The sequence below is a fragment of the Flavobacterium hydrocarbonoxydans genome (assembly GCF_009789235.1).
Taxonomy (GTDB): domain Bacteria; phylum Bacteroidota; class Bacteroidia; order Flavobacteriales; family Flavobacteriaceae; genus Flavobacterium; species Flavobacterium hydrocarbonoxydans.
In genome coordinates, this window is the sequence record NZ_WSTB01000015.1 from 24,042 (window position 1) to 41,087 (window position 17,046).

Consider the following 17,046-nt stretch of genomic DNA (forward strand, 5'->3'; position numbering starts at 1 on the left):
TTATAAATTGATAGAAAGGTTTACGAAATACGTTCTTCCGTACCCATAAAAATATTTAGGCCCAAAAGAGGGCGTTCCGCTGGATACATCCTGATTTAATTCTCTGAAATTAGCATTTCGTGTTTGCTCAAAACCTCCTGTTTTATATTTTGTATCCAAAACATTATTGATACTTGCAAAAAGTCCCACATTTTTACCCCGAATTCTCCAGGACTTTCCTCCTGTAATATTGAACAACGAAATGGGGTCGAATTTTTCTTGTTCCAATAATACTGCGGCACGTTCTTGCGTAGCTTCCGGAAAAACAGAACCACTTGCCGGATTGATGTAAAATCTTGCCGTTCTGGAAATTGGCGAAACATCTATATAAGTATTCGCTATATAATTCATATTTACGCCAATCCACCAAAATTTAGGGTCTCGATAATCAATTCCTAACGAATACGCCTGTTCTGGAACACCTTGTTGTTTGTAATTTTTAAGATACGACTGACCTAAATCAAATGTGTTTTGAGCTACATTTGCGTCATTGGCAATGGAGACATTAGGATTACTATCGTAAGTATAATTGCCAAACGCAGCAGCCAAAGTCGTTTTGATTGTTGTCGAAATCTGATATTCAAAACTCAATTCGGCTCCTACATTTTTCTTCGTCAGCCCAGTTAAAGTTTGACTCACAAAAGCATCTGTACTGTTATAACCTGCACCGTCATCAAAAATACCTTCTGCATAAAAAAAGGAAGTTTCTGTGGTATTTTTCATTAAAGAATAATAACCCGTCAAACGGAATTTGATTTTAGGTGAACGAAAAACATAATTGGCTTCGGCAGAACTAATAGTTTCGCTTTCTAAACCATCAACAATGGAATTATTAAGACGAGAATTTGAAAATGAATTCCTGATTGAAGGTGCTTTTGTCAAATACATTCCGTTCAAAAACAACCATTGTTTACCCGAAATTTTATACGTCAGTCCACCTTTGAAACCAAAGTTCTCAAAACTTACTTTTTCGCTTTTTCCGAGAGAATTAGATGGATAAATTCCGTTTTGATACAACCCTTCACGCTGATAATTGGTAGTCGAAAAAGAGTTCGCTAAATAAAAATCTATTTTATTATAAGAGAATTTGAACTGCGTAAAGGCATCGATTGTCGTGGCTAGAAAATTATAATTATACCCATAAATATCCCCCGTTTTTACCTGACGATTTGGGTTTTGCAAATCCGACTGTGATCTGTCTCCTTTGTAGAAAGCATCAATATCCTGGAAATATTCTCCTCCAAGCAAGTCTAAAAGATATTGAAAATTATGTGATTTTAGTTTTCTAAAAGTGGCACCACCATTAAAGGTACTATTTTCTGTAAACCGAACATTTAGGTTCGTATTCGCGGCTAATGATGTATCATCGGTTCTGTCTTCGTACAAAACATAACGGCTTTGTACCGGTTCATATCCTGTAATTATGCCTTCAGAATTTGTAATAGGTTTTTGATTGGCACGGTACATGGCTTCCCAATTAATTTGTGAATTTTCTAAAAAAAGCGTTCTGCTTTTTTCGGCATTTTCATAATCTGGAGCTGGTTCACCTGAATATTCGCCATTATCAGCCGCATATATCGAAGTGTAATAACTCGGCAATTTTCGATAATACGTTGGATCCGGACTTTGGGCTTTTTGATAATCAATGTTGCTGTTACCGACTTTTCCAAACTGATACATTACGCCCGAATTGAGATGTACTTTTTCATTAATTTTAAAATAATGATTGAGCATAAACAGTGGTTCTTCGACATTTTTTACTCTTGAATTTCGTTTTTCTCCATTCTGAAATCCCCAATACGAATTGTATTTCTCGGAGGTTAGTTGCGTTACTTCGGCTGTATTTGCCGAATTTTTTCCGCGGGAATTAGGCGTATAAAAACCCGTGAAATTGAGTGAATGTTTTTCGTTTAATTTTTTTTCGACACTTAAAAAAAAGGATTCCGCTTTAAAGTTTGTCCCTTCAAAATAACCTTCTTTTGCCCAGCGTTTTCCCGCCGAAATGGCAAAAGCCCAACCCGAGGCATTCATCCCTGAAGCATAAGTTCCAATGGTTCTCCAATTATAATTCGTATTGCTTCCAGAAAAAGAGATTCTGCCACCTTTTCTGTAAGCAGAAGCTTTTGTACTGATTTGCTGCGTTCCTAAAATACCGCCAAAAGTATAATCTGAAGCTGCTGCTCCTATCGAAAATTCCTGATTTCTAAGCACATCATTCAAACCTCCCCAATTGTTCCATTGTGGACGCCCGTCGTAAATTTTGTTCATTGACATCCCGTTGAGCATCATCGTAGCATTTTCGCTATCCAGACCACGAACTCTAAATCGGGCTTGTCCCCAGTTGAACGCCGAGGCTTGCAAAAAAGCATCTTTGGAAGATTGTAAAAGTCCGGAAGTAATCTCAGACGAGCTGCTATCATCGGACAAATCGCTTTCTAAAATTGTAATTAAGGTTGCGGGAACATCATCTGAAAAATCATTTTCTAAGGTAATTATACCCAGATTTACGGTTTCTCCGGGTTTAGCCTTTATTTTTAAAAGCAAATCTTTATAATCCTGACTGTGAATCAAAAGAAGTTGTTCGCCCTGAAGTGACGAATGAAGTTCGAATTTCCCATCATTTTTGGTAAGTTGTGTAATCGAAGAATTTTGAATGCTTACTACAACATGCGCTAAAGGATTTTGTGTTTTGCCATCGATAACCATTCCTGAAAAAATAGTTTCCTGTTGCGCAAAAGCACTTTTAAAACACAATAAAATAAAAAAGACCAAGTACTTTTTTCCCATGAAAAACACCAATTAACTTTGAAAATAGTTTTGGATTGAAATGGATTTTAAACATTACAATCTTTATTCAAAAGAGAAAATTGGTTTTTGGAAAAAAAATATAGATTTCAGAGCATCATTTCACTATAATGATTCTTGATACATTATTTCAAATATAGAAAAAAATATTCAATAGTACTATTTTTCTGATTTATTTTGTCTCTGAAGTTCTGATTTTAGAAACCATAAAGGCAATCATAACGCCAAAAACACCTATAAATGCAAAAGAAAACTGAAGTCCAAACGTTTCTGCAATATGCCCAATTACTGGCGGGCCAAGTAAAAAACCAAGGAAACTTATACTCGAAACTATTGTAAGAGCTTCTCCCGGCGGTACTGTTGGATTTTTACCAGCCAAACTATAAACCGTCGGAACAATGGTAGAAACGCCCAATCCGACCAACATAAAAGCGAGCGTACACGGAATAATATAAGGTAAAAAAACTGCTGTAAAAAGCCCTAACGAAATCATGGCTCCACTAATTTGCATCACGCGTTCTCTACCAAATTTATTGATCAAACCATCACCTAAAAAACGTCCTCCGGCCATCATAATCATAAACGAAGTGTATCCTAAAATTACCAATGGTCCAGGTGCTTTTACAATTTCTTTAAAATAAACACCACTCCAGTCAAACATAACACCTTCGCTGGCCATACTGCAAAAGCCTATTACACCCAGCCAAATTAATGTCGTATCGGGTTTAGAAAATAGTTTTTTGCCTTCCGGTTTGGGTTTTATTTTTTCTTTGGCTCTTACCAAAAACTGAAAATTAAAAGCAATCATCAATACCACAATCCCAGCTACAATCAGAAAATGATAAAACGGAGTTAAATGCAATGTCATCATCCCTAAACCTACCAATGCACCCGTAAATCCTGCAAAACTCCACATGCCGTGAAAGGATGACATAATCGTTTTTTTATAAAGTACTTCGGCATAAACACCTTGGGTATTAACGGCGATGTTTGCTAAATTTCCGAACAGACCAAAAACAAAAAGAGCCGTAGAAAGCTGCAATACTGAAGTAGCCAAACCTACACTTATCAAACTCAAAACATACATGATTAAGGTTACTACCAAAATACGATGGCTGCCAAATTTAGTGACCATTTTGCCCGAAAAAGGCATAATTACTAATTGTCCAAATGGAATGGCAAAAAGTATAGAGCCTAAATCGCCCTCGGATAAATGCAAAGCCGTTTTAATGTCCGGAATTCTACTGGCCCAGGTGGCAAAACTTAAACCCATTCCGAAATAAAACATTCCAACAGCAATACGAATCCTGTTCAGATAAGATGCTTTGGCTTCTCTATAAACTTTTTTGATTTTTCCTTTGGTCTGGAATAATGTTAATGGATTGAAGTTTATCACAGGAATACAATTTAGGTTTGGTGCTGTAAAAGTACGAAAATCCTACTTTGCAGACTACCAAACCTAAATTGTTCCTTTATATATAACGTTATTGTTTATAAATTGTAGCTTAAATAACTCTTTTAAATACAGCCGGGAAAAGATTTTTCACGCAGATTTGGCAGATGGAGCAGATTTATTTTAATCTTTTTAATCCTTTAATCTGTGGCAAATAAATAAATTATGCGCTATAAACTAATCACTTTTTGCTGTGCGTTACTTGCAATTGCTGCTTCGATGATTTGCATAACACGCACTCCATCCTGTGCTGTTACTGGCTCTATTGTATTATTTACTATCGAATGGTAAACGCCATCAAAATACTCGTAATAATTACCCTGAAGTGTTGGGATTTTTTCACGAATAATTTTTCCGTCGATTTCGGTATGCAAAAGCCCTTTTAAATCTTCGGATTCAGTTCCCCAACTATCTAAATTTGGTTTCTTTCCGACTTTCAAATCATCTTCCTGAACATCTCCGCGAGGTTTTAAAAATGATCCTTTTTTACCATGAATTGTATAGGCCGGATGTGCTTCTCTAACAAAGAAACCTGCTTTTAACCGCACTCTGAAATCTTCATAAAGCAACAACAAATCGATATAATCATCTACCAAAGAATTTTCTCTGGTAATGCGAATATCAGCAAAAATACCTTTTGGTGAACCAAACAAACAAACAGCCTGATCGATTAAATGCGGCCCTAAATCTTTGAGAATTCCGGCACCGTCATTAGCGGTTTCTTTATGTGCTTTCGGGCTCAATAACGGATTATATCTGTCAAAATGAAATTCGGCTTCAACTAAATCGCCTAAAACACCTTCTTGTATTATTTTTTGAATGGTTTTAAAATCACTATCCCATCTACGGTTTTGAAAAACGGCTAATTTTACTCCTTGTTCTTTAGCTATTTTGGCTAATTCTTCGGCTTCGGCAACAGTGGTTGTAAATGCTTTTTCGACCACGGCATGTTTCCCGGCCAAAAGCACTTTTTTAGCATATTCAAAATGGGTTCCGACTGGCGTGTTTACGATAACCAAATCGACATCATCGGCTAATAATTCTTCGATAGAAGGATAACTTTTTACATTAGGATAATCTTCCTGAATCAGTTTTTTGCTTCTCTCCCAGGAACCTAATAATTCAAATCCCGGGTGAAGTTCTAAAAAAGGCGCGTGAAAAACTTTCCCCGACATTCCGTATGATAATAGTGCAGTTTTTATTTTTTGCATTTTATAAAGTTTTTTCCGCCACGAATTCACGAATTATATATTCTGAAAAAATAATTCGTGAATTCGTGGCTATTTTTTAATTTTTAGCGCGTTCGTATTGTTTAGGCCACTGAATATCTTCGCTTAAAGCGGAAGCAAAATCGAGAGGCAAATTAGGATTTCGAAGTGATTCTCTGGCGAATAAAACTAAATCGGCCTGACCATTTTCTAAAATCTCTTCGGCTTGCTGTGCTTCGGTAATCAAACCAACTGCTCCCGTTAAAATATTGGCTTCTTTTTTTACTTTTTCGGCAAAAGGAACCTGATAATTTGGCCCAAGCTGAATTTGCTGATGCGAAACCAATCCACCTGACGAAACATCAATCAAATCAACTCCTTTTTCTTTTAATATTTTTGAAAGTTGCACTGATTCTTCCGGATTCCATCCGCCTTCTGCCCAATCTGTAGCCGAAATTCGGACAAACAAAGGCAAATCCGAAGGCCACACTGATTGCACTGCATCGGTAATTTCAACCGTTAAACGAATTCGATTTTCGAAACTTCCACCATATTCATCGGTTCTGACATTCGTTAAGGGCGATAAAAATTGGTGTAACAAATACCCATGAGCGGCATGAATTTCCAATACCTGAAAGCCTGCCTCCACTGCTCTTTTCGTAGCCGATTTAAAATCTGAAATTACTTTTTCAATTCCGGTTTTATCTAAAGCTACCGGCAAATAAGGCTCATTCTCATGATATGGTACAGCACTTGCGGATACCGTTTGCCATCCAATATTAGAAATATCTAATTTTTTATTCCCTAGCCAGGGAGCAGAAACACTCGCTTTTCGACCAGCGTGTGCCAACTGAATTCCCGGAACCGAATCTTGCGAAACAATAAACTCATTGATTTGTTTCAACTTCACGATTTGCTCGTCGTTCCAAAGTCCTAAATCGGCAGGTGAAATTCGGCCTTCAGGAGAAACTGCTGTTGCTTCCTGAATGATTAAACCCGCTCCACCGCTGGCACGACTGCCTAAATGAACCAAATGCCAGTCGTTTGCAAATCCATCGATTGCAGAATATTGACACATGGGTGAAATAACGATTCTATTTTTTAAAGTGATTTTTTTTATCGAAAGAGGTGTAAATAATAATGAAGCCATAGGATGTAACTTTTAAGGAAATTTTGCTACCAACTGAGTAGCGATAGCAATTAAAAAAAGTAAAGTTACAGCATCTTGTTAAAGTAGAAATCTAAATTTTACGAATTAACAAACTTTTAAAACCTTATACACTATATTGCACTATCAAATTAAAATAGAAAACGTTACTTTTGTGCGTTAAAATTACGAACTAAAAATACAAAATGGATATAGTTATCAAGCTTTCTCAATTTCTATTGAGTTTATCATTACTGATTATTCTTCACGAATTAGGACATTTTATTCCTGCCAAATTATTTAAAACCAGAGTCGAAAAATTTTATTTATTTTTTGATGTGAAATATTCCCTTTTCAAAAAGCAAATTGGAGAAACGGTGTACGGAATTGGGTGGCTGCCTCTTGGTGGTTATGTAAAAATCTCCGGAATGATCGACGAAAGCATGGACAAAGAACAAATGGCTTTGCCTCCACAGCCGTGGGAATTTCGTTCTAAACCGGCCTGGCAACGTTTGATTATTATGTTAGGTGGGGTTACAGTAAACTTTATCCTGGCGTTTATTATCTATATCGGAATGGCGTTTGTTTATGGTGATACGTATGTTGCCAATGCAGATTTGAAAGACGGAATTTGGGTAACCAATCCGGCTATTGAAAAAGCTGGAATAAAAACTGGGGATAAAATTATTTCTATAAACGGAAAGAAAATGGAGCGTTATGATGATATCTCCAAAAATCTGTACATGGCTTCAGAAGTTACCGTACAACGAAACAATGAAACTAAAACTATAAAATTCCCTATCAATATTATCAATCAGATAAGTAATTCCGGAGCCAAACGTACTTTGGTCGAAATGAGGATTCCGTTTATAGTTAGTGAAGTAGAAAAAAACTCTCTTAATGCTGCAAATTTGAAATCAGCAGATATCATCACTCATTTTAATGGTGTTCCAGTAAAATATGCAGATGAAGCAATAGCTCAATTTAAAAACTTTAGTGGCAAAACTGTTCCTGTCACTTTAAAAAGAGATGGTAAAGTTGTTCAGACTACTGTAAAATTCAACAACAAATCTAAGTTACAAATAGCTTACGCTTCAAGATTACCCTATTCTAATATTGAAAAATTGAATCTTTATAAGGTTAATCGCGATCAATATAGTTTTGGAGAATCTATTCCAATCGGAATTACTACTGGTGTTGACGGATTAGTTGACTACGGAAACCAGCTTAAAACAATATTCAATCCTAAAACAGAAGCTTATAAAGAAGTAGGTGGTTTTGCCGCAATTTTCAATATTTTTCCAAATTCATGGAGCTGGGAAGCATTCTGGTCAATCACTGCTTTATTGTCAATTATGTTGGGTGTAATGAATTTATTGCCAATTCCTGCCCTTGATGGTGGTCATGTGATGTTTTTATTATACGAAATAATTAGTGGCAGAAAACCAAGTGACAAGTTCCTTGAAAACGCCCAAATGGTTGGTTTCGTACTACTTATATCACTGCTTTTATTTGCCAACGGAAACGATATTTACAAGGCAATTGTAGGCAAATAAAAATAGTTGCAAAAAAGAGTTAAAATATTTTTGGGAAATTAAAAATTCGACTATATTTGCACTCGCTAAAAAGAGCAACAACTTCCTCCTTAGCTCAGTTGGTTAGAGCATCTGACTGTTAATCAGAGGGTCCTTGGTTCGAGCCCAAGAGGGGGAGCAACTTTTTTTAGCAAACATATTTACCTTTAAGGTGATTCCTCCTTAGCTCAGTTGGTTAGAGCATCTGACTGTTAATCAGAGGGTCCTTGGTTCGAGCCCAAGAGGGGGAGCTTATTAAAAGACTATCATTTACTTGGTAGTCTTTTTTTTGCTCTAAAGTCAAGTGAATTTAATACGGATCAACACGAAAAACCATCAAGACGAAAAGCTGTGGATAGAGTAAAAATTTAACGCAGAGAACGCTAAGTTTTTTTGCTCTTATTTTATATAAAAGACATTCTAAGATAAAAATCCTTGTATTCTCAACGGTAAAAAAAATTAGTATTGATCCTCTAAAACGCTTCTGTAAAATTAAAATACAAACCGTGCGCTTCTTTTCCTACTCCAAAATCGATTCGGACATTCATTCTGGGCTGCACTTCAAAACGGTATCCTATTCCTCCGTTAGGAACAAATTTATTGATTTCCTTAACCGAATCCGCCATGGTTCCTAAGCCAGCCCAGGCGACAACTCCGTGTTTACTCATCTTGCCATCACTTTTCAGAAACATATAACGCCATTCCGGAATTAAAAAAATAGCGGTTTTATCCCGATATTTACCCGTCAAATAGCCCCGAAGAGCATCATTCCCACCAATTACAGATAATTCCGAATACGGAACATCGCCAGTTGCAAAACGACCGTCAAGCCGCACTGCAAAAGTGTTTCCCGGTCTGTTTATCTGATAGTATTTTCTCAAATCTACTTCGTAAACACTATACGTATTATCACCTCCTAAAGCATCCGTATATCGTGTAAAAAATATCTTTGCAAGCATTCCTTTATAAGCATTTACCGAGATATCACGACTATCATAAGTAAGTGTTACGCCAACTCCTGTGTTGAAATTATTTGGCCCATATTTTATGTAATTTGAATCATTGAGCATTATCTCATTAACCTCTTTGACATCTGTCTGATTCAAATCTACCAAAACCCCTGCGTATAAACTTTTGACAATTCTGTATTGAAACTCTGGCGTAAAAAAGAAACCAACTCTTTTATAACTGGAGGTCGATTCACCTTTTTCTATATTATCTGCCGTTTCAAAACCTACACCAAAATAATCATCGGTTGCTTTTACCACTCTACTCACAAAATTAAACCTGATTTTATCTTCGTTCCAGAAAGAAGCCATTTTTACATTTAAACCAATATTGCCTTTGGTACTAATAAAAGCGGTAACAGGCAATGAAGAACGCTGAATCAGACTGTCCTTCCGATTTGTTTTAAAGGTTATCAAAGCTCCTCCTCCTAACAACAAACCATTTTCGGGCGTGTATCCCGGACCCACTATCGGACTTATAAAAACTTTTCCGGAGTCAATTTTGTTTTGTTTTATAACAGCTCTTTTTTCCATAAACTTTTTTATGAAGGCAGGCTGAGAAAAACCATTCAAACAAAAAAAAGAAAAACAAATGATGTAAATATATCTTTTCAAAATGCTATTTTTTAAATTGTTGTTCAAAAAAACTATAGCCAAGTTACGCCATTTTTTTATTTTTTGTAGGTTTTTAGTTCGGAAAAGCGCCTAATCAACGGAAAAAGAATAAGATAAAAAAAAGTCCTTATAATTAATTATAAAGACTTTGCTTATTGTAATAGCTGCTTAATTCTTTTTCATAACACCTTGATTATCTGTAGAAAAAGTGTTTTAAAATTTATCTTCCCGATAAAAACTATACTGCTTTTATTTCGGCAATTGCTTCATCATTTGTTTTTCGGAAAGGAAATAATTGTCGGTAACTAGCCGCTCTCCAAGCCCATTCGATTGGACCGTAATTGAACTTCGAAAGCCACCATTTGCTTATAAACAACTGGATAACATATACAATAACTGCTACTGTAAAATAAAACCAGTACGGCATTGTATTGCCTATTTTTAGACCAATCCCTGAGAAAATAAAGGCTGCCAGGATATTTTGTACAATGTAATTTGTTAGTGTCATTTTTCCGCAGGCACTAAAATAACTAAATACCGTTTTGAGCTTACCACTATTATACAACAAACAAATTCCTGTAGCAATAAAAACCATGGTACTTAGAATGACCCAATAAACCGGAAAAAAATAAGTAAGAAAAGCTGCTTTATAAGAAAGCGCAACATTAAAAATGATTCCAAAAGTTACAGCACAAAAAAGACTTATAAAAAGGGTATATTTTAATGTTTTTTTCAATTCATTTAAACGATTAAAAAAATCAATTTTTTGCAGCAGAAACCCAAAAAGCATACAAGCAAACATCACGATATGTGCTGAAACAGCATATCCCAGCCTGACGATTTGCTCGTAATAGGAAGCCAGCAAATTAAAATTAAAAAAGTCCAGCCAATTCCCAGAATAATACAACTTCAGATATTCAGCATTGGTGGTGATTTCTGTATATTGCATTTTTATGCCTGCGATGTAAGCCGTAATAACCGGAGTTAAAACAATAAGAACGGTACAAAGTAACCCTAGAACTTTAGCAGAACTTTTATAAAAAAGCAACAACACAAGTCCCAAAAAAGCATAATCTTTTAAAATATCGCCCAACCAAAAAGACGAATTAATAAAGGCCAGCACAAAAAGCAAAATCATTCGCCAGCTAAAAAAAAGAACTGGGTTTTTTCCTTTACTGGATATATTATTTATTAAAATCGCAAAACCATAACCAAATAAAAGTGTCAATAGTGTCCAGGATTTCGCAGCAAAAAAATGGCGATTGATCAGCTGCAAAACAGTTGAAAGGATATTATTTTCAGTCTTAACAGGCAATCCAATGTAGATAAAATCTATATAATTCCCAATTACAACTCCTAATAATGCCCATCCACGAAGAATATCAACAATAGCAGTTCTTTTACTTTTTTCAATAGGCTGGTAGGAAGTCGTCATATATTTTGGGGAAATTTTGGGGTTATACGTTTTTTTTAAATTTATTAATAGTGAGTCAAAAGTAAGAAAATTATATATTCCTGCTTTTTTTACCTCCTTTTTTTACATAAAAAAACTGCCTTGATTTAAAAGTATTTCTTTTAAATCAAGGCAGTAATGATCTTAGCTTAATTTGTCCTTACTAACTTAAATGCTCCAGCATATCTTTAGTCATCGACTCCAAATCAAAAGTATGTTTCCAGCCCCAGTCTTTTCTTGCTTCGTTATCATCGATACTTGCCGGCCAGCTGTCCGCAATTTTCTGACGGAAATCCGGATTGTAGGTAATCTCAAATTCAGGTATGTGTTTCTTGATTTCGGCAGCAATTTCGGTGGGAGTAAAACTCATCGCTGCTAAATTATAAGACGAATGTATTTTGATTTCTTCAACTGGTGCCTGCATTATATTAATAGTCGCATTAATCGCATCATCCATGTACATCATGGGCATTTTGGTTTCTGATGACAAGAAACATTCGTATTTTTTATCGGCAATAGCTTTGTAAAAAATATCAACCGCATAATCTGTCGTTCCGCCACCAGGAGGCGTTGACCAGCTAATTAAACCCGGATAACGAATACTGCGCACATCAACACCATAAATATTATGATAGTATTCGCACCATCTTTCGCCGGCTTGTTTACTGATTCCGTAAACCGTTGAAGGTTCCATAATGGTATATTGAGGTGTATTTTCTTTGGGAGTTGTGGGTCCAAAAACCGCAATACTGGATGGCCAGAATATCTTTTTTATTTTTTTGGCTTTAGCCAAATTTAAAACATGGAAAAGTGAATTCATATTCAAATCCCAGGCAAATGCAGGATTCTTTTCAGCTGTAGCAGATAAAAGAGCGGCCATCAGATACACATCAGTAATTTGATGTACCTCAACCAAATGTTCGATCTGATTAAAATCTAAAGCATTTACAACTTCAAATGGTCCTGAATTAACGACATCTGTATTTAATTTTCGGATGTCAGAAGCGATTACATTTTCTGTTCCGTATAACTTACGCAGTTTTTGAGTCAGTTCGGTCCCAATCTGACCGCAAGCGCCAATAATCAATATCTTTGGATTCATTTGAGTGATTTTAATACTGCAAATATAACGTTTTCGCAAATATCTAATGTTTTTAGAAGTTAAAATTATAAAATCAACAACGATAAAGATTGTTTTTTGGATTATTCCTGAATTGAAAGAATGTATCAAAAGATTATTTTTGCCTCGAATTTCACTAATTGTCACCAATTATTTTAAATTTTTAAGCGTACTGATTTACCATTAAGTTTGTCATTCCGTAGGAATCTCAGTAAGCAAATAACAAAAGTTTTAGATTCCTACGGAATGACAAACATGACGGAATCTGTGGCTAAAAAATATATGTTAATCTCCAACTTCTATACCTTAAATCAGAATTCGTAATTGTAAATTTACTTTGTAACTTTGTAGCTTAATGTTTTACCAAATGAAATCGCCATTAACAAAAAGTTTGCGCAGACAAACACCCATAAAAATAGAAGGCGATAACATATATGACCATTAAAAAATAAATTTTACATATATGAAATATAAAATATCTCTTTTTCTACTTTTTGTTTTTGTATTGAACTCGTGTCAGGATGAAAACGAAAAACGCCGTGCAGAAAACGAAAAAGAAGCCAAAAAGAAAGAAGTTATCTTTAACAACATCAATAAAGGATGGGTCTTTATCGATGAACCCATCAATGAAATATCGGAACAAAAAATAAGTTCATGGCCTCAATGGCGTGACTTTCTAAAAGAAATCGATCAAAAGCCGCGAAAAACAATTGGTGCTTTTCAGAAAAAATCAGCAGCGATTGCCAAAAAAGCAATGGCTTTGAACGAAAATATTCCAGCCGAATTTAATTTACCTCAAATTAAAAGCAGGATTTCTGTTTTGATTACCAAAGTAAAAATGATGGATCTGTTCATTCACCTGGATAAAATTCCGGATGAAAAAGTGACTTTTTTAATTGGTGAAATCAACAAAGAATTGGTTTCATTAGAAAGACAAATGGATAACATTGTGGTAAAAAGTAAAATTCCGAAAGAACAGGGAGAAGAAGATTTTCTGCGAATGTTAGACACAACCCGTGCCATTCCGAACGCAATTACGGATCCAAATTTAAAAAAAATTGAGTAAAAACGCTTTATATACGATGTATGACAATTTGCCTAAAACACAGCAGATTGCCACACAATTACTGGAAGACAATCAGGTAAAAATGCATCTTAACGGCTTGTTGGGATCCGCAGTTTCCTTTGTGATTCGTGCTGTTTTCAAAAAAGCTGAATTGCCTTTTTTAGTCGTTTTAGACAATAAAGAAGAAGCTGCTTATTATTTGAACGATTTGGAGCAAATGATTGGCGAACAGGATGTTCTGTTCTATCCAGCATCATTTCGTCGCCCATACCAAATTGATGAGACTGATAACGCCAATGTTTTGTTGCGTGCCGAGGTTCTAAACCGAATCAATTCCCGCAAAAAGCCGGCCATCATTGTTACGTATCCAGAAGCTCTTTTTGAGAAAGTGGTAACGCGTCAGCAATTGGACAAAAACACTTTGAAAGTTGCTCTGAACGACAAAATTTCAATTGATTTTATCAATGAAGTGTTGTTTGAATACGAATTTAAAAGAGTCGATTTCATCACAGAACCTGGCGAATTTTCGGTTCGTGGAGGTATTGTTGATGTATTTTCTTTTTCGAACGATCATCCGTACCGAATTGAATTCTTCGGAAATGAAGTTGACAGTATCAGAAGCTTTGATGTCGAAACCCAATTATCGGTGGAAACACACAAAAAAATCACGATTATCCCGAATGTCGAAAACAAAGTTTTTCAGGAAAATCGCGAAAGCTTCTTAGATTATATTTCGGAGAAAACGGTGATTTTCATTCAGAATACTGATGGATTATTCAGTCAGTTAGACAAACAATTCGCCAGAGCCGAAGAAGCTTTTGAGAAACTTTCGGGAGAAATAAAACACGCCACTCCGGAACAATTATTCTTAAATCAAAAGTCTTTCATCAAACGAGCATTAGATTTTTCGATAGTCGAATTGACTTCAAAGCCGATTTTTAGAATCACAAAATCATTCGAATTTCATATTCAGCCACAACCTTCTTTCAACAAACAATTTGATTTGTTATTGAATAATCTGAGCGAAAATCATTTCAACGGACTCAAAAATTATCTTTTTTGTTCGAATGATGCTCAGGCAAAACGTTTTCATGACATTTTCGAAACCTTAGACGAAGCCAATTCCGAGAATATCCGAAAGCAATATCATACTGTGGTGTTGCCTTTGTACCAGGGATTTATTGACGAAGAAAATCAGATTACGGCCTATACCGATCATCAGATTTTTGAACGTTACCATAAATTCAACATCAAAAACGGCTATTCGAAAAAGCATAATATTACGCTGAAAGAATTGACGGCCCTTTCTGTTGGCGATTATGTAACGCACATCGATCACGGAATCGGGAAGTTTGGTGGTTTGCAGAAAATTCAGGTTGAAGGCAAAACGCAGGAAGCCATAAAATTGGTGTATGCCGATAATGATATTGTGTATGTGAGTATTCACTCGCTTCATAAAATCTCAAAATACAACGGAAAAGACGGAACGCCGCCTAAAATATATAAATTAGGCTCAAATGCCTGGAAAGTTTTAAAACAAAAAACCAAAGCCAGAGTCAAACATATTGCCTTCAACTTGATTCAGTTGTATGCCAAACGAAGATTAGAAAAAGGTTTCCAGTTTGCGCCAGATAGTTATTTGCAAAACGAATTAGAAAGTTCGTTTATCTACGAAGACACGCCTGACCAAACCAAATCAACGCAGGAAGTAAAAGCCGATATGGAGAGCGATCGCCCAATGGATCGTTTGGTTTGTGGCGACGTAGGTTTTGGTAAAACCGAGGTGGCCATTCGTGCAGCTTTTAAAGCAGTTGATAATAGTAAACAAGTTGCCGTTTTGGTTCCAACAACCATTTTGGCTTACCAACATTACAGAACTTTTACCGAAAGATTAAAAGACATGCCGGTTTCGGTTGGGTATTTAAATAGGTTTAGAACCGCCAAACAAAAAGCGCAAACCCTAAAAGATTTAGCCGAAGGAAAACTAGATATCGTCATTGGAACACATCAATTGGTTAATAAAAATGTCGTTTTTAAAGACCTTGGTTTATTGATTGTCGATGAGGAACAAAAATTTGGTGTAAACGTAAAAGACAAACTCAAAACGATTGCCGCAAATGTTGATACCTTGACTTTAACCGCAACGCCAATTCCGAGAACTTTACAATTTTCATTAATGGCGGCACGAGATTTATCGGTAATTACAACACCTCCGCCCAATCGTTATCCGATAGAAACGAATGTCGTTGGATTTAATGAAGAAATTATTCGGGACGCGATTTCGTATGAAATTCAGCGTAACGGACAGGTTTTCTTTATCAATAATAGAATAGAAAATATAAAAGAAGTCGCTGGAATGATTCAGCGTTTGGTGCCCAATGCCAGAGTCGGAATTGGTCACGGACAAATGGAAGGCGCAAAACTTGAAGAATTGATGTTAGGTTTCATGAACGGCGATTTTGATGTTTTGGTAGCCACAACCATCATCGAAAGTGGATTGGATGTACCCAATGCCAACACGATTTTTATCAACAATGCCAATAATTTCGGATTGTCAGATTTGCATCAAATGCGTGGTCGCGTGGGTCGAAGCAACAAAAAAGCGTTCTGTTATTTTATTTGCCCACCGTATTCATCCATGACCGAAGATGCCAGAAAACGTATTCAGGCTTTGGAACAATTTAGCGAATTAGGAAGCGGTTTCAATATTGCCATGAAAGATTTAGAGATTCGTGGTGCAGGTGATTTATTGGGTGGCGAACAAAGTGGTTTCATCAACGAAATTGGTTTTGATACCTACCAGAAAATCATGAACGAAGCCATCGAGGAATTAAAAGAAAACGAATTCAAAGATTTATATCCTGAAGAAAACGATATTGAAACCAAAGAATACGTCAAAGATTTACAAATCGATACCGATTTTGAGTTGTTGTTTTCTGACGAATATATCAATAATGTCACCGAGCGTTTGAGTTTGTACAACGAATTGGGTTCGGTAAAAAATGAAGCAGAATTAATTATTTTCCAAAATAAATTAATCGACCGTTTCGGGCCAATGCCGCCGCGCGCCAATGCTTTGATGAATAGCATCCGCATCAAATGGATTGCCACCAACATCGGAATCGAAAAACTGGTCATGAAAAAAGGCAAAATGATAGGTTATTTTGTCTCCGATCAGCAGTCTGATTATTACCAATCATCGAAGTTTAGAAAAGTGTTGCAATTTGTACAAAAACAAAGCAGTCTTTGCACCATGAAAGAAAAGCAAACACCAAACGGCTTGCGTCTTTTACTGACTTTCGATAATGTAAAATCGACCAAAAGAGCTTTGGAATTGATGGAGATGTTGGGTGGTGAGTAGTTTTTTCAAGAGCAGAAAACTTTTTTTCATAAGAACACTTGTCCCGCTATCCCTTTCAAACGAAGTTCACTGAACTCCAATAAAAATAAAAATTAAGTGAAGTAATCTTTTGTGCCTAACCCCGGCACAAAAGGATTTCCAGTCCTATCGGGGCTAGGTATGAGGTTTAGTATTTATAAGTGCTTATTTGCCATTTTT

The 17,046-nt window shown here is 35.9% G+C and carries 10 protein-coding genes and 2 tRNA genes; 5 read left to right on the plus strand and 7 right to left on the minus strand.

The genetic code is table 11. The annotated features are described in order from the left end of the window. The 4 genes from GON26_RS19565 to GON26_RS19580 form a co-directional block, all read right to left on the minus strand. Positions 1-2,826 carry a carboxypeptidase-like regulatory domain-containing protein gene (locus GON26_RS19565; protein ID WP_160376462.1) on the minus strand — a complete coding sequence of 942 codons (2,826 nt, stop codon included), beginning with the start codon at positions 2,824-2,826 and terminating at the stop codon, positions 1-3. 190 nt (positions 2,827-3,016) lie between these two features. After that, entirely contained in the window at positions 3,017-4,240 is a 1,224-nt protein-coding gene (locus GON26_RS19570) for an MFS transporter (RefSeq protein WP_160376463.1), read from the minus strand. A gap of 227 nt (positions 4,241-4,467) precedes the next feature. Next, a complete protein-coding gene (locus GON26_RS19575; protein ID WP_160376464.1) occupies positions 4,468-5,508 on the minus strand; it encodes a Gfo/Idh/MocA family oxidoreductase in 1,041 nt (346 codons plus the stop codon). 76 nt (positions 5,509-5,584) lie between these two features. Further along, a complete protein-coding gene (locus tag GON26_RS19580; protein WP_160376465.1) occupies positions 5,585-6,655 on the minus strand; it encodes an NADH:flavin oxidoreductase/NADH oxidase in 1,071 nt (356 codons plus the stop codon). A 203-nt stretch (positions 6,656-6,858) separates the two neighbouring features. Here GON26_RS19580 and rseP point away from each other — a divergent pair, with 203 nt between their 5' ends. From rseP to GON26_RS19595, 3 genes are all read left to right on the plus strand, one after another. Continuing rightward, positions 6,859-8,208: an RIP metalloprotease RseP gene (rseP, locus tag GON26_RS19585; protein WP_160376466.1), complete on the plus strand. Its 1,350-nt coding sequence runs from the start codon at positions 6,859-6,861 to the stop codon at positions 8,206-8,208. A gap of 83 nt (positions 8,209-8,291) precedes the next feature. Beyond that, positions 8,292-8,365, plus strand: a tRNA-Asn gene (locus tag GON26_RS19590). Positions 8,366-8,403: 38 nt separating this feature from the next. Then, positions 8,404-8,477 (plus strand) — tRNA-Asn (locus GON26_RS19595). A 222-nt stretch (positions 8,478-8,699) separates the two neighbouring features. Here the strand turns inward: GON26_RS19595 and GON26_RS19600 are convergent. The 3 genes from GON26_RS19600 to GON26_RS19610 all read right to left on the minus strand — a co-directional run bounded on the left by GON26_RS19600 (position 8,700) and on the right by GON26_RS19610 (position 12,403). Then, positions 8,700-9,767 (minus strand): BamA/TamA family outer membrane protein, encoded by a 1,068-nt coding sequence (locus tag GON26_RS19600; RefSeq protein WP_160376467.1) that lies wholly within the window; start codon positions 9,765-9,767, stop codon positions 8,700-8,702. Between the two features lie 319 nt (positions 9,768-10,086). Beyond that, complete coding sequence (locus tag GON26_RS19605) at positions 10,087-11,283, minus strand: DUF418 domain-containing protein (protein WP_160376468.1); 1,197 nt, start codon at positions 11,281-11,283, stop codon at positions 10,087-10,089. Between the two features lie 181 nt (positions 11,284-11,464). After that, positions 11,465-12,403 (minus strand): L-threonine 3-dehydrogenase, encoded by a 939-nt coding sequence (locus GON26_RS19610; protein WP_160376469.1) that lies wholly within the window; start codon positions 12,401-12,403, stop codon positions 11,465-11,467. Positions 12,404-12,884: 481 nt separating this feature from the next. On the opposite strand from GON26_RS19610, the gene GON26_RS19615 reads away from it, so the two are divergent. Together GON26_RS19615 and mfd are read left to right on the plus strand one after the other, a co-directional pair. Next, positions 12,885-13,487 (plus strand): hypothetical protein, encoded by a 603-nt coding sequence (locus GON26_RS19615; protein ID WP_160376470.1) that lies wholly within the window; start codon positions 12,885-12,887, stop codon positions 13,485-13,487. Next, a complete protein-coding gene (mfd, locus tag GON26_RS19620; RefSeq protein WP_160376471.1) occupies positions 13,480-16,848 on the plus strand; it encodes a transcription-repair coupling factor in 3,369 nt (1,122 codons plus the stop codon). Before GON26_RS19615 ends, mfd begins: the two co-directional genes overlap by 8 nt. The last annotated feature ends 198 nt before the right edge of the window (positions 16,849-17,046 follow it).